Source organism: Kitasatospora sp. NPDC001660, from assembly GCF_053596725.1.
The window spans coordinates 13981-40409 of the sequence record NZ_JBSFGU010000023.1 but is presented as its reverse complement, the minus strand read 5'-3'; the positions used below and the strand labels follow the sequence as shown (position 1 = coordinate 40409).

Sequence of the window (26429 nt, the reverse complement as noted above, 5' to 3'; positions counted from 1 at the left end):
TCAGCTCTCTGGTCAGAAACGTGCGGATACTGCTCAGAGTTCCGCTTGTCCGATCGCCGGTACCGGCCGCAGCACCGCGTTTCGACGTGGAGCTGCCTCTGCTCGTAGTCTCTCGCTGTGATCCATACGACCGAGGTCTACAGCGCTTTCAGGACCAGGTGCGCGAGTGCGTCGCTCCCCCTCGGTGAGGGTGAAGTCCTGAAAGAAGAGGGGCGACGACGCGCCCACTGCCGGGATGTCTCGGGCGGACGCGTCGTCGACCTTGAGGCACTGCGAGGGTCTCGACAGCGCGGGCACCAGGTCGAGGGCATTCGGTCTCCCTGGCCCCGCATCGCACCGAACCCGAGCGATCGGCTTTCGGTGCTCCCCCGATGAGAACGACCTGTTGCACCGCCCACTCTGGTGTCGGTCACCGGGAAGCACAAGTGAATGTCTGTGGACCACACCTCGTAGCATCACTTAGATGTTGAACCTCGAACGCCTGCGGGTGCTGCACGCGGTGGCGACGACCGGATCCGTCGTGGGCGCCGCACGGCTCCTGCACGTGACCACCTCGGCGGTCTCGCAGCAGATGGCACGGCTCGAGCAGGAGACGGGCACGCACCTGGCGGAACGGCAAGGCCGAGGCATCCGGTTGACCGAGGCCGGCACCTTGCTCGCGGACCAGGCCGCAGAGCTGCTCGCGCAGGTCGAGCGCGTCATGGCGACGATGGCGCAGCACCACGGAGTGGTGACCGGCAACCTCACGATCGCGGCCTTCCCCACCGCCGCCCGCGCGCTGCTCCCGCCGGTGCTGCGCGCCCTGCGGGCGCGGTACCCGGATCTGACGGTGTCGGCGCGGGAACAGGAGCCGTACGAAGCCATCCCGGCGGTGCGGCGCGGGCTGCTCGACCTGGCAGTGGGCGAAGACTGGACTGATGATCCGCTCGCCCTGCCCCAGGGGCTGGACCACCGCGCTCTCCTCGACGACACCTACGACGTCGCCCTGCCCCCCGAGCACCGGCTCGCCGGCCGTCCGGCACTGAGCCTGGACGATCTCGGCGATGAGGACTGGATCACCTCGAGCGACGGGCAGCTGTGCCACGAATGGCTGGTGCGCAGCCTCAGGAATGCCCGCATCACCCACACCGCCTCAGAACACGCAACGCAGATGGCCCTGGTCGCGGCAGGACTGGGAATCGCCATCATCCCGCACCTGGGACGTGAACCGATTGCCGCTCCAGTGCGGTTCGTGCCTCTGGTGGACGCCCCGCGGCGCCGGGTCTTCGCCGTCTGGCGATCCACCTCGGCCGCGCGTCCCTCGATCGGCGTCGTGGTCGATGCGCTGACCGAAGCGTCTCTGATCAGTTAATCGATCCTGTGCGATCCGCGGGTTGTGGGATCGGTTGGGATCGTCTCCCATCTGGGTGGGGTGGCGTGGGCGCGCAGGTGGAAGCCTGCGCCCCAAGCTGCCCCTCTCGGCCGCCTCGGCGGACGGGAGTGTGTTCAGGCCCCAGTCGACGCCGAGCGCCACGGTGTGGCCGGTGTGCCGGGTCGTGGGGACGGGGTGGGCGTGAGCGAGGTCGGCCCGCACCTTGGCGCCGTCGGTACGCAAAGTGGGCAGGTGGAGTACGGCGTTCGCCGGGATCGTGGGTGGGAACGCGATCGGGCAGGCTACTTACGTCCAGTCTTGGTGGACACCCTGCGGGCCGAGCACCATTACGGGCGGCGCACGGGAGTTCGGTGCGGGCAGCGAGTACGCCAGGCGGATCGACAGCAACCTGCTGGTCGCCGTGCACCCGGTGGTGCGGGTGCACCCGGAGACGGGGGAGCGGGCCCTGTTCGTCAACCTCGGTTTCACCAGCCACCTGGTGGGCGTCTCGGCCACGGAGAGCCGACGCCTGCTCGACGTTCGCCAGGCTGCGGGCCGCCCCGTTGGCCGAGCCGGGAGTGCTGGGCGGGCCGGACGGGGAGGGGCCGTGACCGACCTGCTGCCCGCCGCCGGCATCTCCCGCGAAGAGCTTCGGCAGGCGGTCCGCCGCCACCCGGCGGACGTGGTGGTGGTCACTGCCGATGCCGGGCGCGGCCCGGTCAGGTTCACCGCGACCTGACTCAGCTCCCTCTCAAACGTGCTGCGCTCGCCGCAGGGACACGCGCTGCTGGTGCAGGTGGGGTCCAGCGAGAGCGGCAAGGACTTCGCGGCGCGCTGGGCGGAGGCGCTCTTCACCGCGCAGCCAACGCCCGCCGAGGGCCAGGCGTTCTACGCCGACGTGAAGCGGCGCGCCGCCGGCTTCGGCCGGGACCCGGAGCTGCTGAAGGTCCTGCCCATCGAGGAGTGGTTCCGCCACGGCGCGGCGGACGGGTTCAACATCATGCCGGCCGGTGGCGACCTGCCGACCGGGACCGTGACCGCGATCGCCTCGTGTCGGCGGAGCAGCTCGAAGCGGGTCTGCGGGAGAGCTGAATGACGGGACGGCGCCGGGGGCCCACAGGGGTGTCTCTCGCCATTTCAGCGCTGAACACCATGATCAAAATCCCTGGAAGGCCTCGCTGGCGCCCTATTGACCGATCAACAAGCCCCACGCACCGGCCACGCTCCGAAAGGCGCCAGAAGGGGCCTTTCTGCGGGCCGATTTTTCGCCATGTCCATGCAATCAAGGCTCACATGGTCGCGAACATCGCTGCACGAGCACCTGTGCCGTCCTCGGTCGGTCCCCGCGTACGCCTCGCCTGCGCGAGGCCGGCGTCACACCGGCTTGGTGCCCGCTCCCGAGCGGGCACCAAAGAGCCGTCAGGAGCCGGCGGCTCGTACCGCAGCGCACCGGATCCTCTCCGGGAGGTTCCGGTCGCACGCCCGGCCGCCGGAGGGACCTCCGCCACAGCGCGGTCGAACCTCCCCGCCAGCCGGCCTTCCCCGCCTGCTGAGGCTGTCCGACATGGCAGAAGCCCGGCATTCGCCGTGAGGCGAGTGCCGGGCTCCCGTCCGAGCGTGGCCGTCAGCGGGCCGTCGCGCCGTCCTGGTGTTCAAGCTCTTCGACCTTGCTGAGCACGGCCTGAGCGACGACACGAGCCTCGTCCGGTGGCAGAAACCTGCAGATCCATCCGGCGATGCCGTCCAGATCCCGCCAGTCGGGCAGGCCGAGCCCGGCTCCCGACGCCCCCTCGGTCCGTGCCTCGCGCTGATCCGGAACGGCGGGTGCATAAACGCCGTTTACGTCGCCGTCCCGATCTTGACCGCCGCCCGGAGCGGAGCTCACCGAACCGGGGGCATAAACGGCGTTTACGTCGTGCGCGGCGCCACCGGTCCGGGAGGCATCCGGCACAGCCTCGCTCTGAGCAGCAGGCACACCGGCGCCCTCCACCCGTGCCGCCCGCCTGGCCTTCGCTTCGGCCTTCGCCGCCTGCTTGTCTGCCGCAGCCTTCCTCGCCGCCTCAGCCCGCTCCAGTTGGTCAGCCGCCGTGAGCTTCCCCGCTCGCGCCGCCGCACCGATCCTGCGAGCATCCTCGATGGCCAGCTCACCCGCACTCGCCTGCTCCTGGAGCTCGGGAGCCAGGTGGAGAAGGGCCAGCCGCTGGCCGACCCAGGCTGCGGACTTGCCGAGCTTGCGAGCCACCGCAGCCTGGTTGCCGGCGTACACGGTCGCAACCAGCTGCTCGATGGCCTGGGCCTCCTCGAACGGCGCCACATCCTCCCGGTGGATGTTGGCAACCAGTGCGGCCTCCACCAGGTCGGACGCACTGGCCGCAAGATCGTCATTCAAGTCCACGCGCAACGTCGCCAACCCGGCCCGCTGCGCCGCCCTCAGACGACGGTTGCCGTCCAGCGCGACGAAATCGGCGTCGCCGATCGCCCCTGCCTGATCCGGGTTCGCATCGAGGAAGGCGCCCCGGCTGACCACGGTGACCGGAACGATCTGACCGCGGCGCATGCTCTCCGCCAGCTCATCAATCGTCTCGTCGATGATCGTCTTACGCGGGTTGAGAGGGTTGAAGACGATCGACGCGACCGGAGCGACCGACGACCGCCGGACCCTCCCCGTCGCATCAAGGGCCTCACTGCGCGCGACAACCTCCTCCTGACGGCGCTCACCCTGCGCCAGCGCACCGAAAGAGCCACCACCGCCGGCGAGCTTCTTCGCGATGCTCATCCGAGCCTCCTGCGGATCTCGCGCATGCGCTGCGCCTGGACGGACGTGGGTGCGTACATCAGCAGGGGCTGCTTGAGGTGCACGGCCTCGCGCTGTTCCTTGAGATCGGGCACAACCGACACGACGGGCGGGGACCCGAGGGACCTCCAGTTCTCAAGGGAGTGCGTGGCCACGTAGCCCTTGCGCTTGTCGTACTTGTTGACGACGAGCCCGAGGCGGTCGATGTCGACCTCGTAGTCCAGGCTGACCGTGCGGATCTGGCTGTCGAGCATGGCGTAGGCGTCGGCGGAAGAGTCCTCCGCCTCGACGGGAATGAGGACGCCCGACGCCCCGGCGGGCTCGTTCTTGCGGCGGTGTGCGTAGTACAGGCCGGCGTCCATCGCGAGGCCGAGGTTGGGGGGCGCGTCGACGACGATGACGTCGAAGTGCTGCTCGAGCGGTGCGAGGGCGCGTTGGAGGCTGGTCTCGCGGGGGCCTCGGACCGAGCCGAGCCGCGAGTCGAGCAGGAAGGCGTCGAAGCTGGACGGCAGCAGGCTCAGGCGGTCGTCGAAGAGCTCCGGTGCGATCGGGACGACCTGGTCGATCAGGCTCCCCGTGGTTCGCTCGCGCTCGACCATGTGCGTTACGAGGCTCTCGGTGCCGGGCGCGATCTGCTTGACGCCGAGCTGTGAGGTGAGGTGGCCCTGCGGGTCGTAGTCGACGAGGAGGGTGCGGAGCCCGGCGAGCTCCGGCAGTCCGGCGGCGCCGGTGGTTCGCGGCAGCCCCAGCGCTATGGCCTGGCCGACGCCGGCGGCAACGGTGGTCTTGCCGACCCCGCCCTTCTGGTTGCACACGACGATTCGGCGTGTGTACTGGGGGATCGTCAGGTCGGTGAGCGGTACGCCGTGTGAGTCGATCCAGACGCGGATCGCCTGGGCGAGGCCCTGGACGAAGGAGATGTCCCGGTCCGCGCAGTCGGCCTTGAAAGCGTCGGGCAGGCCGGTCGGGAGCCAGGTGTTCCAGCTCTCGGCCCCAGAGGTGTCGACGACACGGTTGTCGTCGACCGGCCGGGCGCGCCACTGCTCGATGGCGTCGGTGACGGCGACCTGCATGTCGATACCGAGCTGGGCGGCTCGGGTCTTGAGTTCTTGACGAAGGGACGGCGGCAGCTTGGATGCCACCTTTTCCCTGCCGCCACCAGGATAAGGAGATGCCATGGCGTCACCTTAGTTGCTAGTGGCGGATTTGGTGGCATCAGGGCCGGTGTGTCATCGACGGGATCCCCCGTGAACGTAAACGGCGTTTAGGTAGTGGGTGTAGGTGAGTGCTCACGGTTCGGTGGGATGGCCATGTTCAAGGTCATCGTGGAAACGAGGGAGGACGCTCGCGGGCACCTGGGCGACTTGGTGAGCCTGCTGCTGGTCGGTTGGCGGCTCCGGTGGCGTTGTGGTCATCCCTGGACCTCCGTGAACGTAAACGGCGTTTAGGTAGTGGGTGTAGGTGAGTGCTCACGGTTCGGTGGGATGGCCATGTTCAAGGTCATCGTGGAAACGAGGGAGGACGCTCGCGGGCACCTGGGCGACTTGGTGAGCCTGCTGCTGGTCGGTTGGCGGCTCCGGTGGCGTTGTGGTCATCCCTGGACCTCCGTGAACGTAAACGGCGTTTATGCACCACCGGCAAAGCCGGCGAGGGCTGAGCCTGGCGGGGGACGCGAACGGCCGCCACAACCAACGTCCTCACAGACACGCCCCGTCATCGAAGCATGAAGTGGCCCGTGTCCAACCAGGCGGACTGGCCGACGCAGACCAGGGCCGCAGCCCCGTCACGGCCCGGGGCTCGTTCCGGTGGTCACGTCCTCCGCGTCCGCGCCGCCTTGTTTGTCGCAGGGCGGAACTCAGCCCGAACACGTGGTCCGCGCTGAGCCCGAGCGTCAGCACTCCCCAGGTCGAGGCGGAGGCCGCGAGGGCGGCCAGCTCCCGACGCTCGACGAGTTCGGGGGTCAGACGCCGATCGAGGTCATCGGGCAGCAGGGTGCTCACCGTCGTCCCGCCTTCCTGGAGGTCACGGGGGAGAGCAGCAGGCGGTGGGGGAGGGAGGAGTCTGCGCAGATGTGGGTGGCGGGCCGTCCGCAGGACCAGCAGTCGGCCCCGGGCCCGGACCACGCCACCGCACAGGTGTCGCAGGCGTAGCGGGAGCGGTACGGACGGGGGCGAGGCGGCCGATGGCGCGGATCGCGGCGGCGGCCTGGCGGCGCTGGTCGGAGGTGAGGGTGGGGGAGGGGAAGGGAGGGGAGGGGAGGGGGGAGTGTCGGTGTAGCAGGTGAGCTCGGTAACGGGCAGCGGGGATCGCATCAAGTCCCCCATGGCGATGGATCCCTGCCGCACTGTTCCTCCTACTGGGCGATGTCGACCTGCTGAGCCTCGGGCATCGGCTGCGCGCCGTCCGGTGCTGTGGGTCGCGCCGCATGGCCGGCCACAGTGAGCACGGCGGCCCAGGTCAGGCCCATGGCCCCGGAGCTGAGAAGCTGCACCCGGTAGTCGAGGCCGGCCACCATCGCGGTGCCGATGAGCAGGGCAAGCCCGGTGGGCGCGAACATCAGGGTGTTGGCCGTAGCAGCAACCCGGCCGAGCAGTTCGCCTGGAGTCTCCCGCTGCACGGCGGTCATGGCCGCAATGAGTGCGCAGGGCAGGCCCAGCCCGATGGCCAGGCTGCCGCCGAGCACGACCGGCAGCCAGGGAGTCGCCCGCGCGAGCACGCCGAGTGCGAAGAGTGAGAGTCCGATCGCCGAGAAGGCACGCTCGGACATCCGGCGCATCAACGCACCGGCTGTCAGTCCGCTGACGACTGACCCGAACCCCTGGAGCGGGGTCAGTACGCCTGCGTACGTCGGAGACTGGTGAAGCCCGGCATCGAGCATGGCGAATGTGGCCGTACTGCTCAGGCTGGAGAGCGCCATGGCCGTCCCGCCGGTGACGACCAGGGGACGCAGCACCGGGTGCCGCCACAGGAAGCGGGCGCCTTCAGCGGTCTCAGTGGTCCATGCCCGCTTTTCGCGGGTGGCGGGCAGGGCCTCCTGGACTCGGATGAACCGGAAGGCGACCGCGGCCAGTACGAAGGTGATCGCGTCCAGCACTGCCACCGCAGGCCCGCCGAAGGCGGTGAACAGTCCGGCCCCGGCCAGCGGGGCGAGCAGCTTCATGCTCTCGATCGCGGTGTACACCAGGCCGTTGAAGTCACCGCGCAGTTCCTCTGGCACGGCAGCGGCCACCAGCGCGGTCGCCGCCGCGTCCGTGAGCACCATTCCCGCTCCCACCAGGGTCAGCACCGCGAACAGCAGCCAGATGTCCGCTTGGGAGTGCACGGCGATCGGCGCGGTCATGACGGCGGCCAGGACCAGGTTCGTGGCGACCAGGAGCGGACGGCGGCGCACCCGGTCCGCCACTGTGCCGATCGCCGGGCCTGCGAAGGTCGGCAGCCAAAGGCAGAAGCCGACCAGCGCGGCAAGGCTGCTGGATCCGGTGAGGGTCTTGACCCAGATACCGGCGGCGAGCGACATGGCCGAGTCGCCGAACCCCGAGACGATCACCCCGCCCAGATAGAGACCCGCGTTGCGGTCCCGCAGGACCTTGAGCGTGCGCCAGCTCATTCGTATCCCCCTCGTCGTGCACCTGATCGCGCTCACCCTACCCCCAAGCATTTGATTGGTGGTAGGGGTTCAGACCGCGCCGGTTGCGGTTTACTTGCCTGCGTGACCGATACCGACCCAGTACTTCGCGCGCTCGCCCATCCCTTGCGACTGCGGATGCTCAGCCTCATGTGGCCGGGGCCGATGTCGGCCGCCGAGCTCGCGCGCGAGTTGGACGTCTCGCACGCGCTGGCCAGTCAGCACCTGCGGCGCCTGGACGCGGTGGGCCTGGTCGAGCTGGCGGAGGAGCGCACTCGTCGCGGTGGCAGGGAGCGCCGCTACCGCACCGTCCGCGGCACGCCGCTGTCCGACCAGCACGACGGGGCCCCGATGCTGGCCGAGACCATGGCACACACCCTCCGGGAACGTGCCAGTCGCCGGCTGGAGGCGAGCGAGGGCGTGACCGTCGACGCCGAACTGTGGGTGGATCCCCGGACCTGGCAGGACGTTCGACGACGACTCACCGAGCTCGCCGTCGAGCTCCACGAGGCCGCGCAGCCACCGCACGCACCGGGCACCATCCCCTTGGGCGTCAGCATGATGGCCTTCCCCCTGCAGGACACGACGCATCCGGATCTGCCGAGGCAGTACTGATCCCGTGCGGGCGCGGGCAAGCCCACGGATGGCCACCCCCGTTCCGCACCGTCTACACCGTCGGTACGGAACGGACGAGGGGTTCAAGGGCCATCCCCGTGCGCCCGTCGCGTGACTCATGCTGCCCCGGGATGGTCGCCTGGGCCCGATCGACCGAGGCGGCTGCTGCAGCCAGGTCCTGACGTTCGGGGCCTTGGGTCACCGACCCGGCGGGTTGCTGTGGTCGCGCTGATCGTCGAGGCGGACGGTCAGGTCCGGCCAGTGCGCGGACCACCGCGCCAGATCACCCGCAGCCACCGACAACCCTGACCGCAGGGCTTCGTGCGGCAGGAAGCGCACGCACGTCCCCGTGGTCCCGTCGGCCTCGACGGGCTCCAAGTCGGTCACGGGGAGGCCGTGCTCATAGCGCTGGGTCCAGGAGCCGTTGAGCCGGCGGTTGGTGTGAATCAGCCACTCGCTCAGCGCTGCGACGACGGACGCGCCGCGACGCGGATGCCCGTCCGGAAGCCGCTCCACCTCCGGGAGATCGAAGAAGCGAAGGTCCTTCGTCGCCATGACCGGCTTCTTCACCACCCGACCGTGCTCGTCGACCCGGGTGTCGGTGCCCCGTCCGTCATCCTCCACGGATACCGAGCCGTCGGAGTGCAGCGTGACTACGCATCGTCCACTGCCCCGGCTTGCTGCCTCGTCAGCGGCATAAGCGACGATCTCGAGAAGCAGGTGGCCTGTGCCCCCCGGAGCGAAAGCCCCGGGAGCCTGCCGGATCTGACCGAGATGTCCCACGTCCACGGCACCGGCCCAGTCGTGAGTGGTGTTGACCCAAGAAGCCCTTGATTGCCGCATCCCACAAGTATCCCGCCTGCCCTTCCCTGTCAGCGGTTCGGCTCCAGGCGGGAGATGGAGCCAGACCCGCCCAAGCCTGGCCTGGTCCGCCCAAGCCTGGCCTGTCCTGCCTGCCCGCCGGGGCCGCCGGGGACGGAGCCGCGCTCGGCCTCCAGCCGATGACCGGCACCGACGCCTACGCCCAGCCGATCGACGGCATCGTCAACTGGCCGGGCCCGCCACGCCGCCACCACGGCCGTGCGGGAAAGGCGTCCAAACGGCAGACATGCCCACATCAGCCCGGGTACCCCTCCGCAGGGACCGCAGCCCGGGGGTCACCAGCCTGCGGCCGTGATCTGCTCGTACGCCGATCGGTGAAATCTTCGCGGACTCTCACACGTGAACGAACCTGTGGCCGGCATCCGTCACCGTGACGTGAACGGAGAGATCATCACTCGAGCGGGTATGCCGTTGATCGGATCAACACCCGGGAGTTCTACGGCGGGTAGTCGACCGTCGCCCTGCCGGCAACACCTGACGTCTCGGCACCCACGTAGGGTGCCGGGGCGCTCCTGGCCCCGGTTCCGGGCGCGGAGATACCCGCGTGACGACCGGCTGATCATCGGCGATACTCTTCGCCGAACGATCGGGAAAGCGAACCCATCACGAGGGCTTCCCGAACCCAGCACATTCGGCGTCACTTCGCCTCAAGGGGACATCTGTGACCATTCGTCATCGCGTCGGCCTGGCCGCCGCGGTTGCCGGCTCGGCGATAACCGGGGCGGTTCTCCCCTCGGTCGCCCACGCGGCCGACCAGGCCGTGCTCTACGTCAACAACACATCGGCCGGGCAGATCTGCACCGACGCCGGCAGTGGCACACAGGAACGGCCGTACTGCACCGTCCAGGCGGCCGTGGACGCGGCCCAACCCGGACAGACGGTCCAGGTCGTGACCGGCGGTTCCTATCCCGAATCGGTCACGGTCAAGCATTCCGGGCTCCCCGGCAAGCCGATCACCATCAAGTCCGACATCCCCTACGGCACGCCGCAGACGATCCTCGGCATCCGCTCCTGGGACGCGAACTCGAAGCCGGCCCCGCACGCCCTCGTGCTCTCCGGCGTGCACGACATCACGGTGTCCGGTTTCCAGTTCGAGGCACCGCAGGAGGGTGTGCTCGTCCAGGACGCCGACCGGATCGTGGTGAACCGGAACACCGTCGTCGCCGGCAACCCCGCGGCCAACGGCGGCGCGTCCTACCCGAACCCGGCACCCGCCGTTCGCATCACCGGGAAGACCACCGCCACCACGGTGAGCCGTACGAGGGTCTACGGCAACGGAACGGCCGGCATCGTCGTGGATGCCGGGGTCTCCGGGACGGTCATCACCACCAACGAGGTGGTGGAGAGCCTCGCGGGCGGCGTCGTGGTCACCGACGCCCCGGGCACCGTCGTGGCGAGCAACACCTTCGTCGCGAACTGCGGGAACGACGTGCTCCTCGCCGGGAACTCCTCGGGAGCCACGGTGGTGAACAACGTGATCACCAAGGTCCCCGCGGGCTACTGCACGGACCAGGCCCTCAAGTCCGCCGCCGACCTGTCGGTCTCGGCCGACTCCGTCCCCGGAACCAGGGTCGACTACAACAGCGTCGTGCACGCGGCCGCCGGCGTCAGCTACCTCTGGGGCGGCACCCCGTACACCGCTCCCGCCGACTTCAGGGCCACCGGTCAGGGCGCTCACGACAACGCGGCCGACCCGAAGTACCAGTACTACTCCAGCGACTACGCGCCCCAGGCCGCCGAGGGTCTGACGGACGCGGCCGACGCGGCCGCGCCGGGCATGCTGGAGACCGACTTCTACGACAACCCGCGCGTGGACCACCCGAAGATCGCCAACACGGGCACCGGGCCGGGCTACTACGACCGCGGCGCGGTCGAGCTCCAGGACGAAACCGCCGTCACGGTGTCGGCGGTCCCGTACGCCATGGCGGGCCACCCGCTGCAGGCCCGGGTCCAGACCTGGTACCAGACCGGCTGGGCGCCGGCCGGTGCCAAGCTCGACTTCGGCGACGGCAGCACGCCGGTGGACGTGGGCGAGGGGACGAGGGAGATCGACCACGACTACCCGGCGTCCGGCGCGTACACGGTGACGATCACCGCGACCACCCAGACCGGCCTGGTCCGCACCGGCATCACCAAGCTGACGATCGCCCCGGTGGGCGCCATCTGGCTCAACCCCCAGGTGAGCACCGTCGACCAGACCACCGCACGGGTCTCCGTGCGCGACAACACGTCCAGCCCCTGGCCGGTCGCCCGGTACACCGTGGACTTCGGCGACGGCACCGCCCCCGCCGTCACCGACGGCCAGAACCCGCCGAACGGCCTGACGCACGACTACGGCGTCGGCGGCTACTACACCGTCACCGAGACCGTCGTCGACGACCATGGCCGCTCCGCCGCCGCATCCACGCAGACCTACGTCGCCGGCCCCCAGGCCGGAGTGCCGTTCGCCGGCTACCTCGGCGGCCCGACCACCCAGGTCGGCCTCTTCGACAACGGCCGCTGGAACATCGACTACTCCAAGACCACCGGCCGCGTGAACGAGCGCCGGGCCTTCGGCGACCCCGGCGACGTCGCGGTCGTCGGCGCCTGGGAGAACACCTGCCAGTGCCAGCTGGGCATCTACCGCCCGAGCACCGGCACGTTCGCCCTGCAGCTGCGGGACAAGTCCGTGACGGTCGTTCAGTTCGGCCAGCCCGGCGACATCCCGGCAGTCGGCGCCTGGGACCACAACGGCCACGACCAGCTCGCCGTCTACCGCCCGAGCACCGGCACCCTGGCCGTGCGCCACGACGACACCAGCGTGACGACCCTGCAGTTCGGCAGCCCGGGCGACCTTCCGGTGGTCGGTGACTGGGACGGCGTCCACCACGCCCAGTTCGGCCTCTTCCGTCCGGGCCGCAGCGCCGGCGAGCCGAACACCTTCATCCTGCGCCACGACGACGGCAGCGTCTCCACCGCCTCCTACGGCGCCGCCGGCGACCTGCCGGTGGTCGGCGACTGGCAGGCCGGCGGCCGCACGACGTTCGGGATCTTCCGCCCGAGCAGCCACGTGTTCGCCCTGAGCAACGCCTACGTCGGCCGGGCCGACACGGTGTTCACGCTCTACGTCTGACGCCCCCGGCGCACGACGGCGGAAGGCCGGAACACGGAGTATGCCGTGCTCCGGCCTTCCGCCGTTCCCAGGGCCGATCAGCACACGCGGCGGTTCAGCAGGTCTGGCGCAGGTAGCCGGGATCGCTCGGTGGAACGACGTTGAGGTCGCGCCGCACGATGCTGATGCGGGTCCCCCAAGTCGTGCACGCCGCCTGAAGGCCCTGCTCGTCGTACTCGATGTCGAATACGCTGTCGCCGAACGCGGCGGTGTAGCGGTTGCACTCGCCGTACGTGCCGCACTGCTCCACCACCGCGAAGTCGAGGCCCAGTCGCCGGCGGTCCGGTGCCAGCTCCGCGGCGTTCTTCTGGGCGATGGCAAGGCCCTGTCCGTGGGCGTGCGCGACGAGTAGGGACTGGTACGCCTCGGCGTCGGCCGCGCTCAGCAGTCCGGCCGACCGTGTGTAGCTGTCGTAGTTGTCCGGCTCGACGGCGTTGAAGCCCTTGGTGGCGCACTCGTCGATCCAGCCGTTCACCTTCAGAGCGATCCGCTGACGCTTGGTGTCCGTGCTGATGTCCAGCAGCGCCTCGTTCCAGGCGGTGTCATGGACGACGTTGCCGGCCTGGTCCCGGAGCAGCAGGTCCTGGTCCCATTGCTGCTCTTCGTCCGGCTGGGCCTGAAAGCCGTTGACGTAGCAGATGTTGTAGATCCCCGGGGCCGGGGACGCCCCGTGGTCGCGGCTGACGACGGACACACCGGCCGGCGGCTGGTACGGCCCGCCGATCTGGTAGTCGAACCCGGCGTGCACCGGAGGCATTGTCACGGCGGGCGGGGCTGTCGCCGATGCCGATGTTCCCTCGGACGCGGAAGGCGAGATCGTCACAGCCGGTTCCGCAGTCCCGCCGGAGGAACTGCACGAGGAGAATGCGAGAACGGCCGCCGCCGAGATCGTCAGCGCTGCGGCGATCCTGACGCGCGACGTGCGGGATCGACCATGGTTGACGGGCATCATCGAACTCCAGGATGGCAGGGCATGTCCTCAGGGCAACTCCCCCTTGCGGTGCCGGAAGCACGGAGGAAGCGCAGCGCGGCAGCATTCGTCCCGTTGCCGGCAGCGTCAGGGACCGGGCGATGGTCGTCGACGGCGGCCGGGTTCTTGGCCGCCGTCGAGGTGGGGGAGCTGCGGACAGCGGGCTCGGTGGGTCAGGCCACGCAGCCGGGGACCGCGGTGGGGCTGCCGAAGCAGTTGGTCGGGCTGTTGGGGAACACGGCGGTGAAGTTGAGCGTGACGCTGCCGCCGTTGTTGTAGACGCCTCCGGGGGCGTTGGTCGCGCTGTTGCTGTCGACCTTGCTCCGGGTGAGCGTGGTGGTGGCGCCGGCACCGCCGAAGTTGGCGATTCCGCCGCCCGCACCCGTGGGCCCGGATGCCGAGTTGTCGAAGACGTCGCTCTGCGAGACGTTCAGCGTGGCGTCGTTGGCCGCTCCGCCGCCCAGCTCGAGCGCAGTGTTGTTGACGACGGTGCTACTGGTGATGGTCATGGTGCCGTCGTTGCCCAGACCGCCACCGTCGTGGAGCGCGCTGTTGCCACTGATGACGCTGCGGTCGACGAGCGTGGTGGACCCGGTGTTGCCGCCGATCCCGCCGGAGAAGTCGGCGTGGTTGTCGCGGATGAGGCTGCCCCTGACAGTGAGGACTCCGTCGTTGCGGATGCCGCCCCCGAAGTCTCCCGTCGCGTCACCGTTGGCGATGATGGCCTCGCCGAGGTCCAGGTTTCCCGTCGGGTCGACCGTGAGGATGCGGAAGGCGGGCGCGGCCGGGTCACGGGTGATGGTGGCGCCGTCACCCTGGATGGTGATCGTGTTCTGGATGGACGGCAGCGGGGTGGTCAGGGTGTAGATGCAGCCCGGGGCCAGGACGAGCGTGCCGCCGGAGGTGTTCGCGTCGGTGATGGCGCCCGCCAGCGCGTCGGTGGTGCACGGGACGAAAGTCTGCGCGGCTGCCGGGGTGGCGGCCATGCCGGTGACCGTGAGGGCGGCCGCCCCGAGAGCGCTCAGCGTGCGGATCGCCAGCTTGCTGTGGCTCATTGCTTCTCCTCGGTGTCGAGTGGATCGTTCACGGGGCCGGGTGCGGCGTGTCCGGAACGCTCACGTGGGAGGACAGACCGTTCGGGGTGAGTGCCGCCCTGCTCGGGGCGGTGTCGATCACGTTCACGCTGCCATCGGCGTCGTTCGTCACGTGGGCGCGGCTGCCGTTCGGGGTGACCGCCGCGCCGATGGGGTTGGCGCTGACAGCGATGGTGGCGCTGACTGCGTTCATCGCGGTGTCGATCACGCCGCCCGCCCTGCTGTCGGGCGGTCGGTCGCTGCGGTCATGACGTCCCCTCCGGTCAAACGGGGACCGTCGACGCCCAAAGGCTGTCGCGTTCACGACAGCTGACATGACGTCGGCTCCATGCCGGGGGCGCCCGAGGCTGCCGGGCCGGGAGCACGTGGCTCCTGAGGTCCGACGCATTCCCCCGGCAAGGGATGGGCGGCCCACCGGGTGCAATCGCTACGAGTAACTCATCGGGCTACGGAAGGTGGCTACCGCAAGGCCTGCTTCTCACCCGAACGGCCGAGCGCGCTCTGCCCGGAGACGATCCCGCACGTGCTGTCCGCCCGGTGTCAACGGCCATGCGGTTCGCCCTGCGGGGAGGATGTCACGGCCGCCGTCACCGGGCGTCGCCGGCCCGAATCCGTGCCTCGGGCGTACGCGCCGCCATTCGAGTGATACGACGTCAAGTGTCTTGCCCGTGTGTCACCTCAATGGGTTACTTGGATCGTCCGATCCGGTGGGTCGCCCATCCTCTCCGGGGGAGTGAGGCGTCGGCCTGCCGTCTGGCCGGTCACTACCAGTGGCGCCGTGGGCTCTCCCGGCAGGGCGTGAACGATCCGCCGGCCACCGCGATCGGCGACAGCCGTCCAGGACCGTCACGTCCTCACGCCCGGAAGGCGGCCCGGCCACACCCGTGGACCGGCCCGCCGGCGTCTGGTTCACCGCCTCGGCCGCCCATCCTCGTCCTTGCCGGGGCCTGGTCCGGCCCACACCGTGCTCGGCCCGCGACTTCCTCCTGGGCACGCCGCTGCGCGGTTCACCTCACCTCGTTCAAGGAGGCAGTTGTGCCCATCTCCCCCAACCAGGGGTCGACCAGCGGCGGCACCGCGGTGACCATCACCGGCACCAACCTCGGTGGGGCCACGGCCGTGCACTTCGGCTTGAACCTGGCCACCATCACCGCCAACACGGCCACCTCGGTCACCGTCACCAGTCCGGCCGGCAGCGGGGTGGTCCCGGTGACCGTGACCACCCCGGGCGGTACCAGCAACCCGCTGAGCTTCTTCTACGTCGGCGCGCCGTTCAAGTTCTCGCTCAGCGCCAGCTCCGGGCCGCTGGCGGGCGGCAACACCGTCACCATCACCGGCACGGGGCTGGCGACTGCCACCGCCGTGCACTTCGGGGCCAACATCGCCACGCCGACCGTCATCAGCGACGGTGTCATCACCGTCGCCGTTCCTGCCGGCGCGGCGGTCGGATCGGTCGGGGTGAGCGTGACCACCGCGGGCGGGACCAACAACGGCTTCACCTACACCTACGTGGACGTGCCCACGGTGGCCAGTTTCGCTCCCGGATCGGGCCCGGCCTCCGGCGGCACCGCGGTGACCATCACCGGCACGTCCCTGAGCAGCACCCAGTCGGTCACCTTCGGCGGCCACCCGGCCCCGTTCGTCGTCATCAGCGACACCACCGTCGCCGCCGTCGCGCCGCCCACCGCCGACGGTGCCCCCGGGCCCGCCGACATCACGGTCACCAACGCGGCCGGCAGTGCGACCGCCGCGACCCCGTTCCAGTACCTCGCCGCCCCCGGGATCTGAGCCGGGAACCAGGCCGCTGAACACCTGGACGGCGCCTCCCACGAGGCCGACTCGTCCGGGCGGGACCGCTCCCGGTCCCGCCCGGACGAGTCCCGTTCCGCCGCACTCGGTTTCCGATCTCTCAGCCGGCCCCGGGAGAACGGCGTGCCGCCCGAGCGCGCCAGGACCGACGCGATCTCCCTCCCGAGGTCGCCGGGACGGGATGGGCGGCCCAGTGGTTTCCCTGCTCAAAGCGACACATGCCCTCGAACGGGTGGCAAGAGCCGGTGCGAGGGTGTCACCCGATCAGAGGGGCGCGGGACTGAACCACGTGGGGCCGTTGCCGACACCTGGCGATACCTCCCGCACGGCCCCGCTCCATGGAGACCCTCGACCGGTACGTCGTCGCCCGGTGTTCCTGGCGTGCCGGGCCGTGACGGAACCGCCTGCGTCGGGATTGCGTTGAGCACCTTCATCGGCGTACCAAGCCCCGTGAAGAGCCGAAGATGCTTCCACACGCCCCAGCTGCGCTCCGCACTTGACTCGTGACTATGAGTCACGCATATTCTTCTGGCACGCTGGCGGGCGGGTCCCTGGTTGCCGGAGCTGGCCGCTCGGCTCGGAAGGGGGGCACTTCCCGCCAGGATGCCGGCGGCGAGGTGCGTGACGACCACGAGCGCTTCACCGGCGACCGACCCGACGGGGGAGCTGCCTGGCGGCCGCAAGACGATTGATCCAGGGTTGGACCGCTGCCGGATTTACGGCCCCGCTCCGGGGGGATCGCGATTCGGAGCGGCGTCTGCGGGTGCAGCGGTTAGTGGTTGATCCTCTCGGGATGGCTGAAGTCGCGAAGAGGAGATCGACACGATGACCACGCCTGACGGTGTGAGAGTGCCCGCAATTCCGGTCGGCGACCCGGCCCCGGAGGGTCCTGCCCCGTCCCGTCTCCCCGACGGGGGTCATCGCGCTGTTCCCTGCGTTGCTCCGACGCACATCCCACCGAGGCGGTACCAGGTCGCATTCCGAGCTCGGGTTCATCCGTCCCGGGTCGGGTTAAGGACTACCGGGTGCTCGTCCCCTGTACCGCGACCTCAGCCCCAGCGGGCACGGCCTCGCGCATTCCGAGCGCGTCATGCCCAGGTGGAACCAAGATGTTCGATTCCAATCGCTCTCCTTACCCAGCGGTTCTCCTCGTCGTGCAGGCGGGGCAGATCCCGTCACCCCTTGCCCGAAGGGCGGTGCCGCGATGAGCTTTCTGGCCGTGGAGTGGGCCCTTGAACATTCACCGGTGACCGATCCCTACGAGCGGTTGCTGCTGACCGTGCTGGCGCGAAAGGCGAACTCGGACGGGACCGATGCGTATCCGTCGCGGAACTCGCTGGCCAGGGCAGGTCTGTGCGACAAGTCGACGGTCACCCGCCGGCTGAGGCGGTTGGAAGCCCGCGGCATCATCCGTGAGGGCGATCAGCGGGCAGCCTTCCGCATCCCGAAGTCCTTGCGGCCCAAGGTGTACGACATCATGATCCCCTTCTCCTTCTTCAGCCCCGAACAGCTGGCGAGGGTGAACGAGGACCGGGCCGACCGCGGGCTGGGGCCGTTGACGGCCGAGGACCGGCCCCCGCTCGCTCCCGCGCCGGCACGTAAGCCGCGTGTCGACAAAGGGGTGAAACGGTCAGTCGACCCGGATGCCTCGGGGGGTGCTTCCGGCCTCCCGGGTGCTTTGAGCACCCCCTGCTCGAATTCGCCGGGTTCACAGGTCTTTGACCCGGGTGCTTCAAGCACCCCGGTGCCTGAAGCACCCGCAGGAGGTGCTTCAAGCACCCCAACTCTGTCCTCTAACTCTGTCCACTCTTCTTCTTCCGGACCGTCCGTAGGACAGCCCACGGTGAGGAAGCGGAAGAAGACCGGCACGGAGAGCGACCCGGACAACCGCCTCGCGGCGGCCTGCGGGGTGCCCGGCGGCACGGCGGATCCGACGACCGTTCCCGGGGAGGCCCGGGAAGACGACGCATCCGCCGCCGAGGACGCCCAGGTCCAGCGGATCGTCGCGACCTGGATCAACGCGCGCAAGGCCGCCGGCTTCGGCCCGCACCGCCGGGCGACGGCATTGCGGGACTTCACGGCGGCGGCGACCACGCTGGTGCGGCAGGGCCGGTCGGTGGAGTGGCTGATCGCGGTGGCGATGTGGATGGGAACGGAGCAGCCCTCCTGGGTCGGTCTGGGCGAAGCCACCAAGGCCCAGTACGCCGGCGCTCCGGCCGAGCCGGTCTTCCGGAGCACCCGGCAGTCGCCTTTCCGGCCGTTCTGCGGATATTGCGACGAGGGCTGGGTCTACAGCCAGTTCAACGGCATGGAGACCGCGGGTCGCTGTGCCTGCACCTACGTCGCGCAACCGATGCCCAGCAAGACCTGACCGGTCGGCCCTGCACGCCGGAGAACGGGACGGCGGCGCCCGTGACCCCGCCGGTCCGCGCCTCGCAATGACAGGAGATCACCATGAGGCTTCCCCGACAGACCACCCCGCACCTGCCGCCGACGGATCCGGTGACGCACCCGGGCCACGGACACCACCGAGGGGAGGAAGAACGGAGCTTGGAACGTCGCCCCCCGCAGGACCTCGCGGCCGAGCACTCCGTCCTGGGCAGCATGCTGCTCTCCCCTGATGCCATCAACGACGTGATGGACATGGCGCTGAAACCCGAGCACTACTACCGACCCGCGCACGGCCTGATCCACCAGGCGATCATCGACCTGCACGCGGCCAACCAACCGGCCGACCCGATCACCCTGGCACACGAGCTCACCAAGCGTGGCGAGCTCGGCCGGGTCGGCGGTCCGGGCTACCTGCACACCTTGGTCAGCTCCGTCCCGACCGCGGCCAACGCGGAGTACTACGCCGAGATCGTCCACGAGCGCGCCGTGCTGCGACGCCTGATCGTGGCGGGCACCCGGATCGCCGGCATGGGGTACGCCGCCGAAGGCCGACTGGAAACCGTCCTGGACACCGCCCAAGCCGAGGTCATGGCTGTCACCTGCGGAATCGAGACCGCTGACGATCAAGTGAAGGACTGGGCCGAGATGGTCGACGCGATGTTCGCCGCGGAGAACGCGGGAGCGGCCCCGTTCCTGCCACTGCCGTACGCGGATCTGGAAGCCGGCTTGCGCATCGAGCCCGGCGATCTGATCGTCATCGGAGCCAGGCCCGCGATGGGAAAGTCCGTGATGCTGGTCGACCTGGCCCGGCACGCCGCGATCCGCCACCGCCTTCCGGTCTACCTGAACAGCCTGGAGATGACGCACACGCAGGTCATGCAGCGCATGATCGCCGCCGAAGCCCGTATCCCCCTGCACAGCATCCGCAACCGCACCCTGGACGCGGAGCAGAAGGCACGGCGACGACGGGCCATCTCCTTGGCCGGCACCCCTCCGCTGACCGTCGACACGAGCGAGGAGGTCAGCATCCACCGGCTGCGCTCTCGGCTGCGCCGCCTGCAGTGCCAGGGACGCCTGCCGGCCGTCCTCCTGGTCGACTACCTGCAGCTGATGTCCCCCGAGACCGGCCGGACCTCCAGTCGAGCGACCGAGGTCGACGAACTCGCCCGCGGCCTCAAGATGCTTGCGAAGGCTTTCAACATTCCGGTGATCGTGGCCGCCCAGCTCAATCGATCCGTCGAGCAGCGTGCGGACAGGAAACCGGCCATGGCCGACCTGCGGGAATCCGGGGGCATCGAGGCCAATGCCAGCGCGATCATCCTGCTGCACCGGGAAGATGCCTACACGAAGGAGTCTCCGCGTGCCGGCGAGGCCGACGTGATTGTGGCCAAGAACCGCATGGGTGGCACGTTCACGGCGACGGTCGCGTTCCAGGGCCACTACTCGCGCTTCGTCGACATGACACGCAATGTCACATGACCGAGAGTGACGCGTTCCGGATCGAGTCTTCATCCGTACACGAGTGGCATCGGGTCCGCTCGGGACGGTGGAGTCGGCCTTCTCCGGGCGCGCGGATGCCCGAGCAGAAGATTTCGGTTGGGAAATCTGATGAGCGAGATAGGCATTTCGAACGGCAGACGGTGGGGAATTTTCGAGAGAATCCATCACCGGTCGCGCCGCGTTTTGGGCCGGACCCGGGCATGGCCGGGGAGATCGCCGGCGGGGCGCCGTCGCGGTGCCGCGCGGTCGCGCTTACGAAACCCGGCTGAATCGGCGTCGCGGCGCCTGCTCGCGCATGTTCCGCGCGGGTCGGTTCACGGCCGTCCCCGTGCGGAAGTCGTGATCTCGCCGGGTGGGGAATTTGCGCGCAAATCTCCGCACGGACAGGTAGCTTTTGCTGATGAACGTCGGCTGCGCGGCGCGGTTCCGGCCATTTTCCGTGGTTGTGGGAGTTGGCCGGGCACTGCGCCAACCGGGTGAAAGCGGGCCGGGAGGCTTGTCACCGATTTCGGGGCTCTGGATTACTTTTTGTATCCAACCCGGCGGGCCGCCCATCCCTCCCCGGGGGGAAACGCAATAGCCAGCGTCCGCTGTCCGTCAGGCGGCGGTCGCATACGGCTTGTGCGATGGGCGCCCCCGTGGAGGACTTGGATCCACTTGCCGGTGCCGCCTCAGCGGTGCCGGCAGGTGCGGCGGCTCACATACGCCAGGAGGCGGGCGTCATGCGAGCAATCCAAAGGTTCCACAGCATGCTGGCCAGTGTGGCGACCGGCTGGTCCAAGGCGTGTCTGACAATGCGCGGCGGATCGGCGCTCGGTGTTGAGGTGCGTGCATCGCAGGGCAGAGGAGGGAGCGCGCGCGGAGCATCGGCGGCCGACGTCGGCACGGCGAGGTGCGTGCCCTGGGAACACTTCCCGGCCGTCGGGCCGGGGGAGCGTCGCGCACCCGACGGGAATCGGCCGACACGCCATGGCAACTCCCTTCTCCCGGACCGTCGATGGGCGACGCCGGCGCTCTGGCGCTGGGGGCTTCTGCTGGGGTGGTACGTACCGACGGTGATGGCGGGCGGTCAGCGCCCGAGCGGACCGCTGACCACGGAGAGCGTGACCGTGGCCACCGATGACCAGGTTTCCGGGCGGGAGTCGCGTGCGGTGCGTTCGGCCGAGTCCGTCCACGGCAAGCACAGGCGGAGCCGGGCGCGGATCGGCCGAGGAAGGCGTTGCGGCCGCACAGGCGGGCGCCCCGGCGACAGTGACCGGGCGGACGGCGGTGAGCTCCTCCGTTCCGGGGGCGGAGAAGGTCCCTCGTGCCGGCCTTCGTCGATCGACGGCGGTACCGGTTCCCGTACGCCACGGCGTCAGGCCGGCCACGTCGTACCCCGGCCGCCTGCGAGCCGGACAACGAGAACACCGGGCGGCTGAGCGTCCTCATGCCGGACACTCCGGCCCGACCCCGGGGTACTCCGGTGACGGTGCCCGGAACGCACCTGGCGACCGCTCAGCTGGTTCTGACGGCGGACACGCCCGCGCCGTCGGCGGTCGTCCCGGACACCGGGCCGACGGCCGTCACCCCGCCCGGGACCGCCGACGCCCAGTGCATGACGGTGATCACCACCGGTGGGACCGGCACACAGGTCGGCGCCCTCGCCTGCATCTCCCCGCCCGGAATCCGATTCCCAGCGGTCCGCGCTCGGGCTCGGCACGGTGGTCGCGAGTCGGCACAAGCCCTGTCGGGGCGGGCGGCCGGGCCGCCTGGACGGTACACCACCCCTGACGGGCCCCGGTCGATGTTCCCTCCGTCGACCGGGGCTCACCCCGCCTCGGCGCTCGTGGCCGAGCGTCCCTGAGCGCCGGACCGGCGCTCTCGCCGCCTGGCGCACACACGACATCCCGTCAGCCTTCAGAGGCTGCCCAACTCCATGGGGTAGGTCATGGCTGAGCATCACAACAATCCGGAGCTCTTCTCGGTCAGTCCGGCGTCGGGGGCGGCGGGGGCGGTCGTGACGCTGGCTGGCCTCGGGTTCTGGAGGGCGACGGAGGTGCGGTTCGGTGCCGTCGCGGCCTCGTCGTTCACCGTGGTGTCGGACTCGCAGATCACTGCCACGGTGCCGGCGGGCTCGGGCTCGGGCACGGTGCAGGTGACGGTGACGACGCACGGTGGCACCAGCGACGGCGTCGCGTTCACCTACGCTTCCGTTCCCCACCTGGCGAGTGTGGTTCCCGCCGCGGGGCCGACCTCGGGCGGGACCACGGTCACGGTGGGGGGCACCGGGCTGAGCGCCGCCACCGCGGTCACCTTCGGGTCCGCGCCGGCCGCCTTCACCGTCGTGTCCGACAGCTACCTGGTCGCCACGGCGCCGGCCGGTTCCGGCACGGTGCAGGTGACGGTGACCACCCCCGGCGGCACCAGCAACAGCCTCGCCTACACCTACACCGCCCGACCGGTGGTGACCACGATCGTCCCGGCCCAGGGACCGGCGTCCGGGGGCAATACGGTCACGCTGACGGGCGGCGGGTTCACGGGCGCGACGGCGGTGCGGTTCGGTGCCGTCGCGGCCTCGTCGTTCACTGTGGTGTCGGCGACGCAGATCACCGCCACGGTGCCGACCGGAGGGCCCGGGCCGGTCGACGTCACCGTCACCACGCCCGGTGGCGTCAGCTCCCCGGTGCTCTACTACTACCTGAGCACCCCCCAGCTCACCGCTGTCGTCCCCGACGAAGGGCCTGTTCTCGCCGGAACCACCGTCACCCTCACGGGCAGCAATCTGCTGGGGGCGACGGCGGTGCGGTTCGGTGCCGTCGCGGCCTCGTCGTTCACCGTGGTGTCGGCAACGCAGATCACCGCCACGGTGCCGGCGGGCTCGGGCTCGGGGACGGTGCAGGTGACGGTGACGACGCACGGTGGCACCAGCGACGGCGTCGCGTTCACCTACGTTTCCGTTCCCCACCTGGCGAGTGTGGTTCCCGCCGCGGGGCCGACCTCGGGCGGGACCACGGTCACGGTGGGGGGCACCGGGCTGAGCGCCGCCACCGCGGTCACTTTCGGGTCCGCGCCGGCCGCCTTCACCGTCGTGTCCGACAGCTACCTGGTCGCCACGGCGCCGGCCGGTTCCGGCACGGTGCAGGTGACGGTGACCACCCCCGGCGGTACCAGCAACAGCCTCTCCTACAACTACACCGCCCCACCGACGATCTGAGCCGGTGCGGGTGGCCGCCCCTGCGGGAACGGCGCGGGCATCGGCCGCCCGCAACCGCGTCCGACAAGCAGTGAGCTCCGACAGCCGGTCTGCTGTCGGAGCTCACTGCTGTCACCCGGTCGCCGGTCCTGTCCACCAGGACCGGCGACCGAAACCCCTACAGGTAGGTGTAGGAGGCGCCGGTGCTGGTGCCGGCACCCGTGGTCACCGTCACCGCGACGGTTCCGGTTCCGGGCGGGGAGACGGCCAGGATGGCGCCGTCGCCCAGGACGGTGAAGTTGGTGGCCGGGGTGGCGCCGAACAGGACCGACGTCGCACCGGCCAGGCCGTGGCCGACGATGAGGACGGGCAGGCCGCCCGTGGCCAGGCCGACCGGCGGCACGAGCGCGAGGATGACCGGCGGGGCCGCCGGCTGGTAGGTGTAGCTGGCCGCGTTGCTGGTTCCCGCACCGGTGATCACCGTCACCGGGACGGTTCCGGTTCCGGGCGGGGCGACGGCGGTGATGGCGCCGTCGAACTGGACGGTGAAGGTCGCGGGGGTGGCGCCGAACAGGACCGCGGTGGCACCGGTGAAGCCGGTGCCGACCAGGAGCACGGGGTTGCCCCCGGTCGTCGGGCCCTGCGAGGGGACGATGGCGAGGAGAATCGGAGACATGGGGGTTCCTCTTTCCCGATCTCTGAAGAACGCCGGACAAGACCATTTTGGCCAAGTCGACGAGGCGTTTTCCTCACGGTAGGTTCGGACGTCGGCGAGCGGCAATAGGTTATTCGCTGAAGGTGGAGCGTCCGACCCCTTCAGGGGCGCGCAATCTCTTCGGTGCCCCGCTCGGTGGAATCTGTGGTGATTGAAGGGCTTGCCCCTGGCCATTTTTGGTGAGCGCGATTCGGATGCCCTCCGGCCGCCCGTCGACGGATTCCCTGATGATCCGTACAGGAATTGCCCGAGAAGCGCCTTCGGTCGATGAGGACGTGCACGGATGCCAGCTTGAGCATCGCTCTGACCTGCTGCGATGCATGCCACCTGGAGATTCGGCGCGAGCATGTCGAATTATTCATATTTATTTACCACGGCGATTTCTGGTGTGCGTGATGTGAATCACGGTTTGCCGGTGCGCTACGTCCAGGTGGCCAGTGGTGGCCTGTTGTGGTGCGCGCCCCTGGCTCACTGTGCGCGCCGCTTGGTTTCCTGGGTTAGCCACCATCTGAGCGGGTATTTGGAGCGCGTGCGATCAGTGCACTGCTGGACCCTCCCGAAGAATTCCGAGTGTCTTGAATTGGTGAGGTGAGTATGACGTCCCACCGCCTGCTCGTCTTCCTCAGCGGAGGTCCGAGCGACATTCCCGAGATTCAAGAAGTGGAATCCGAGGTCATTGAAGATCGGTTGAAAATCCCGCGCGGGAACGGCTACGAGCACTTCGAGCTCACGCGGGGCTTCAAAGACGTCGGGGGCATGCTGATGCCGGTCTACCGGTGGTCGTACCGGACCGCCGTTGCCGAGTAGCAGCGCCCGTCACCGCCTTCCCCGGCATCCGACGCGGACGCCGGGCCCCAGGAGCCGCACACCAGCGCGGCGCCGTCCCGCATCACCCCATCCCCCACACCCCGAGGTGAGCAGTGATCAGCGACCTTCCTGCGCGAGGACGCAACGAGCGTCCGCCCTGCGCCCCTGGGCGCGCGTCGTGAGCGGGCCCTCCGGCCGGCGCCCACGAGGCGTCGCCGGCGAGCGGGACACCATGGTCACCGGCATGGGGTTCTGCCTGCCGGGCGAAGAGCATCCGCTGTTCACAGTGGACGAAGTCTGGGACGTGGCCTCCAACGGCCGCTCGTGCCTGAAGCACCACGGCGTCTACTACGGCTCCGTCGACCTGCCGGAGACGGCGTTCGCGGAGCGCCTGCCCGAACTGCCGGGCATCTTCTCCCGGCACTACACCAACGCCCACCGCTACGGACTGGTCTCCCTCGTGGAAGCCTGCAGGGACGCCCAGCTGAGCATCCGCAACGGCGACCTCACCGACGCCGCGGTCCTGGTCGGACGCGGGGGCATCGATGCCAACGTCCCCAGCTACCTCGAAGTCCTGCACGCCGACGCGAGCACCACGACCCCGCACCAGGCGATGGAGCTGTTCGTCAGAGCCCAGCAGGGACTCACCCCCTCTGACGTGGCACTGGTCCAAGGGGCGCTGATGCGCACGACCGGCCCCTGCTTCACCGTCTCGTGCGGCTGCGCGTCCTCCGCCGTCCAGATCGGCAACGCCCGCCGCATGATCGCGGACGGTGACATCGACCTCGCCGTCGTCACCGGCGTCGACGTCTTCGGTGTGGACGTGATCCAGAACGTCCAACGCCTGCTGCACGGTGCCCAGCGTGCCTACGACTCCATCCGCGTCGACGGCATGCCCGAGCTCCTCCCGGCCTTCGACCGGGTCATGAGGCCCTACGACCGGCGGGCCGACTGCGTGAACCACGGGGAGGGATCGGTGACCCTGGTGCTGGAGAGCCGCGACCGCGCCCAGCGCCGCGGGGCGTACACCTACGGCCAGGTCCTGTCGCACGGCATGACCCGTGACGGCCTGTCCAATCCGCTGGCGAGCGACGAGAGCGGTGCCTCACTGGTCGCCGCCATCCGCACGTGCCTCGGCGACCGGTGGAACATCGGCCAGATCCCCTACATCCACGGCGGCAGCGACGGCGACGTCGTCGTGACCGCGTTCGAGGCGAACGCGGTCCGACAGCTCTACGGCGACGCCGTCGAAGGCCTCCTGATGACCTCCCAGGAAGCCTGCTTCGGCCACAACGGCGCCCCGGCGGGGGCTCTGGGCGTCGCCCTGACCCTCCTGATGCTGGAACAGGGCGAGGTGTGCCCCACCGCGAACTGCGAGGAGCCGGCCGACAACATCTGCTTCGATCCCGTCCCCGGCGTCCACACCCGGTACGTGGAGTTCGACTACGCACTGACCTGCAACTACCAGATCGGAGGTGTCAAGAGCGCGATCCTGCTGGGCAGTTCGGACGCCGACTGACCCCGGCCGCCGCCGACCGCGCCGCGGGACG

General features: G+C 69.7%; 19 protein-coding genes and 2 pseudogenes. 13 read left to right on the top strand and 8 right to left on the bottom strand.

Annotated elements, in window-relative coordinates; genetic code table 11:
- The first annotated feature begins 463 nt into the window (after positions 1–463).
- The 3 genes and pseudogenes from ACWCXH_RS23810 to ACWCXH_RS23800 form a co-directional block, all read left to right on the top strand.
- Positions 464–1351 (top strand): LysR family transcriptional regulator, encoded by an 888-nt coding sequence (locus ACWCXH_RS23810; protein ID WP_449803476.1) that lies wholly within the window; start codon positions 464–466, stop codon positions 1349–1351.
- A 277-nt stretch (positions 1352–1628) separates the two neighbouring features.
- The gene (locus ACWCXH_RS23805; protein ID WP_449803475.1) at positions 1629–2090 is read left to right on the top strand and encodes a TauD/TfdA dioxygenase family protein; all 462 of its coding nucleotides are present in this window, start codon (positions 1629–1631) and stop codon (positions 2088–2090) included.
- Positions 2091–2105: 15 nt separating this feature from the next.
- A pseudogene (locus ACWCXH_RS23800) lies at positions 2106–2306 on the top strand (LLM class flavin-dependent oxidoreductase); the annotation flags it as partial.
- A gap of 669 nt (positions 2307–2975) precedes the next feature.
- Here the strand turns inward: ACWCXH_RS23800 and ACWCXH_RS23795 are convergent.
- From ACWCXH_RS23795 to ACWCXH_RS23785, 3 genes are all read right to left on the bottom strand, one after another.
- Entirely contained in the window at positions 2976–4127 is a 1152-nt protein-coding gene (locus ACWCXH_RS23795) for a ParB/RepB/Spo0J family partition protein (protein ID WP_449803474.1), read from the bottom strand.
- The gene (locus ACWCXH_RS23790) at positions 4124–5323 is read right to left on the bottom strand and encodes a ParA family protein (protein WP_449803473.1); all 1200 of its coding nucleotides are present in this window, start codon (positions 5321–5323) and stop codon (positions 4124–4126) included. The genes ACWCXH_RS23795 and ACWCXH_RS23790 overlap by 4 nt, the downstream gene beginning before the upstream one ends.
- 1175 nt (positions 5324–6498) lie before the next feature.
- Positions 6499–7752 carry an MFS transporter gene (locus tag ACWCXH_RS23785; RefSeq protein WP_449803472.1) on the bottom strand — a complete coding sequence of 418 codons (1254 nt, stop codon included), beginning with the start codon at positions 7750–7752 and terminating at the stop codon, positions 6499–6501.
- Between the two features lie 102 nt (positions 7753–7854).
- Between ACWCXH_RS23785 and ACWCXH_RS23780 the strand changes: the two genes are divergently transcribed.
- Complete coding sequence (locus ACWCXH_RS23780) at positions 7855–8385, top strand: ArsR/SmtB family transcription factor (RefSeq protein ID WP_449803471.1); 531 nt, start codon at positions 7855–7857, stop codon at positions 8383–8385.
- 198 nt (positions 8386–8583) lie between these two features.
- Here the strand turns inward: ACWCXH_RS23780 and ACWCXH_RS23775 are convergent, their stop codons facing one another.
- Complete coding sequence (locus ACWCXH_RS23775) at positions 8584–8955, bottom strand: hypothetical protein (protein WP_449803470.1); 372 nt, start codon at positions 8953–8955, stop codon at positions 8584–8586.
- 973 nt (positions 8956–9928) lie between these two features.
- Between ACWCXH_RS23775 and ACWCXH_RS23770 the strand changes: the two genes are divergently transcribed.
- Positions 9929–12379: a PKD domain-containing protein gene (locus ACWCXH_RS23770; RefSeq protein ID WP_449803469.1), complete on the top strand. Its 2451-nt coding sequence runs from the start codon at positions 9929–9931 to the stop codon at positions 12377–12379.
- Positions 12380–12473: 94 nt separating this feature from the next.
- Here ACWCXH_RS23770 and ACWCXH_RS23765 read toward each other — a convergent pair whose 3' ends face one another.
- Together ACWCXH_RS23765 and ACWCXH_RS23760 are read right to left on the bottom strand one after the other, a co-directional pair.
- Positions 12474–13367 (bottom strand): endo alpha-1,4 polygalactosaminidase, encoded by an 894-nt coding sequence (locus tag ACWCXH_RS23765; protein WP_449803537.1) that lies wholly within the window; start codon positions 13365–13367, stop codon positions 12474–12476.
- A 194-nt stretch (positions 13368–13561) separates the two neighbouring features.
- Positions 13562–14443: a hypothetical protein gene (locus ACWCXH_RS23760; RefSeq protein WP_449803468.1), complete on the bottom strand. Its 882-nt coding sequence runs from the start codon at positions 14441–14443 to the stop codon at positions 13562–13564.
- A gap of 86 nt (positions 14444–14529) precedes the next feature.
- Between ACWCXH_RS23760 and ACWCXH_RS23755 the strand changes: the two genes are divergently transcribed.
- The 4 genes from ACWCXH_RS23755 (at position 14530) to ACWCXH_RS23740 (ending at position 20161) form a co-directional block, all read left to right on the top strand.
- A complete protein-coding gene (locus tag ACWCXH_RS23755) occupies positions 14530–14733 on the top strand; it encodes a hypothetical protein (protein WP_449803467.1) in 204 nt (67 codons plus the stop codon).
- A 784-nt stretch (positions 14734–15517) separates the two neighbouring features.
- Positions 15518–16270: an IPT/TIG domain-containing protein gene (locus ACWCXH_RS23750; RefSeq protein WP_449803466.1), complete on the top strand. Its 753-nt coding sequence runs from the start codon at positions 15518–15520 to the stop codon at positions 16268–16270.
- Between the two features lie 1225 nt (positions 16271–17495).
- Positions 17496–18662, top strand: coding sequence for a helix-turn-helix domain-containing protein (locus ACWCXH_RS23745; protein WP_449803465.1), 1167 nt, complete (start codon positions 17496–17498; stop codon positions 18660–18662).
- Positions 18663–18745: 83 nt separating this feature from the next.
- Entirely contained in the window at positions 18746–20161 is a 1416-nt protein-coding gene (locus tag ACWCXH_RS23740) for a replicative DNA helicase (RefSeq protein ID WP_449803464.1), read from the top strand.
- Between the two features lie 1518 nt (positions 20162–21679).
- On the opposite strand, the gene ACWCXH_RS23735 is transcribed toward ACWCXH_RS23740, so the two are convergent.
- Positions 21680–21811, bottom strand: a complete 132-nt coding sequence (locus ACWCXH_RS23735) for a hypothetical protein (protein WP_449803463.1) — start codon at positions 21809–21811, stop codon at positions 21680–21682.
- A gap of 301 nt (positions 21812–22112) precedes the next feature.
- On the opposite strand from ACWCXH_RS23735, the pseudogene ACWCXH_RS23730 reads away from it, so the two are divergent.
- Positions 22113–22310, top strand: a pseudogene (locus ACWCXH_RS23730) (IPT/TIG domain-containing protein); the annotation flags it as partial.
- A 9-nt stretch (positions 22311–22319) separates the two neighbouring features.
- The gene (locus ACWCXH_RS23725) at positions 22320–23378 is read left to right on the top strand and encodes an IPT/TIG domain-containing protein (RefSeq protein ID WP_449803536.1); all 1059 of its coding nucleotides are present in this window, start codon (positions 22320–22322) and stop codon (positions 23376–23378) included.
- 157 nt (positions 23379–23535) lie between these two features.
- Here the strand turns inward: ACWCXH_RS23725 and ACWCXH_RS23720 are convergent, their stop codons facing one another.
- On the bottom strand, positions 23536–24033 hold the full coding sequence (locus tag ACWCXH_RS23720) for an IPT/TIG domain-containing protein (RefSeq protein WP_449803462.1): 498 nt from the start codon (positions 24031–24033) through the stop codon (positions 23536–23538).
- 633 nt (positions 24034–24666) lie between these two features.
- On the opposite strand from ACWCXH_RS23720, the gene ACWCXH_RS23715 reads away from it, so the two are divergent.
- Entirely contained in the window at positions 24667–24879 is a 213-nt protein-coding gene (locus ACWCXH_RS23715; protein WP_449803535.1) for a DUF5988 family protein, read from the top strand.
- A 232-nt stretch (positions 24880–25111) separates the two neighbouring features.
- Complete coding sequence (locus ACWCXH_RS23710) at positions 25112–26398, top strand: beta-ketoacyl synthase N-terminal-like domain-containing protein (RefSeq protein WP_449803534.1); 1287 nt, start codon at positions 25112–25114, stop codon at positions 26396–26398.
- Positions 26399–26429 lie beyond the last annotated feature (31 nt).

Bases quoted from the DNA above. Each gene is read 5' to 3' on its own strand.
- ACWCXH_RS23740 (WP_449803464.1), top strand. From the start codon at position 18,746: ATGAGGCTTCCCCGACAGACCACCCCGCACCTGCCGCCGACGGATCCG.
- ACWCXH_RS23765 (WP_449803537.1), bottom strand. From the start codon at position 13,367: ATGCCCGTCAACCATGGTCGATCCCGCACGTCGCGCGTCAGGATCGCC.
- ACWCXH_RS23795 (WP_449803474.1), bottom strand. From the start codon at position 4,127: ATGAGCATCGCGAAGAAGCTCGCCGGCGGTGGTGGCTCTTTCGGTGCG.
- ACWCXH_RS23745 (WP_449803465.1), top strand. From the start codon at position 17,496: ATGAGCTTTCTGGCCGTGGAGTGGGCCCTTGAACATTCACCGGTGACC.
- ACWCXH_RS23710 (WP_449803534.1), top strand. From the start codon at position 25,112: ATGGTCACCGGCATGGGGTTCTGCCTGCCGGGCGAAGAGCATCCGCTG.
- ACWCXH_RS23715 (WP_449803535.1), top strand. From the start codon at position 24,667: ATGACGTCCCACCGCCTGCTCGTCTTCCTCAGCGGAGGTCCGAGCGAC.
- ACWCXH_RS23760 (WP_449803468.1), bottom strand. From the start codon at position 14,443: ATGAGCCACAGCAAGCTGGCGATCCGCACGCTGAGCGCTCTCGGGGCG.
- ACWCXH_RS23720 (WP_449803462.1), bottom strand. From the start codon at position 24,033: ATGTCTCCGATTCTCCTCGCCATCGTCCCCTCGCAGGGCCCGACGACC.
- ACWCXH_RS23790 (WP_449803473.1), bottom strand. From the start codon at position 5,323: ATGGCATCTCCTTATCCTGGTGGCGGCAGGGAAAAGGTGGCATCCAAG.
- ACWCXH_RS23810 (WP_449803476.1), top strand. From the start codon at position 464: ATGTTGAACCTCGAACGCCTGCGGGTGCTGCACGCGGTGGCGACGACC.
- ACWCXH_RS23785 (WP_449803472.1), bottom strand. From the start codon at position 7,752: ATGAGCTGGCGCACGCTCAAGGTCCTGCGGGACCGCAACGCGGGTCTC.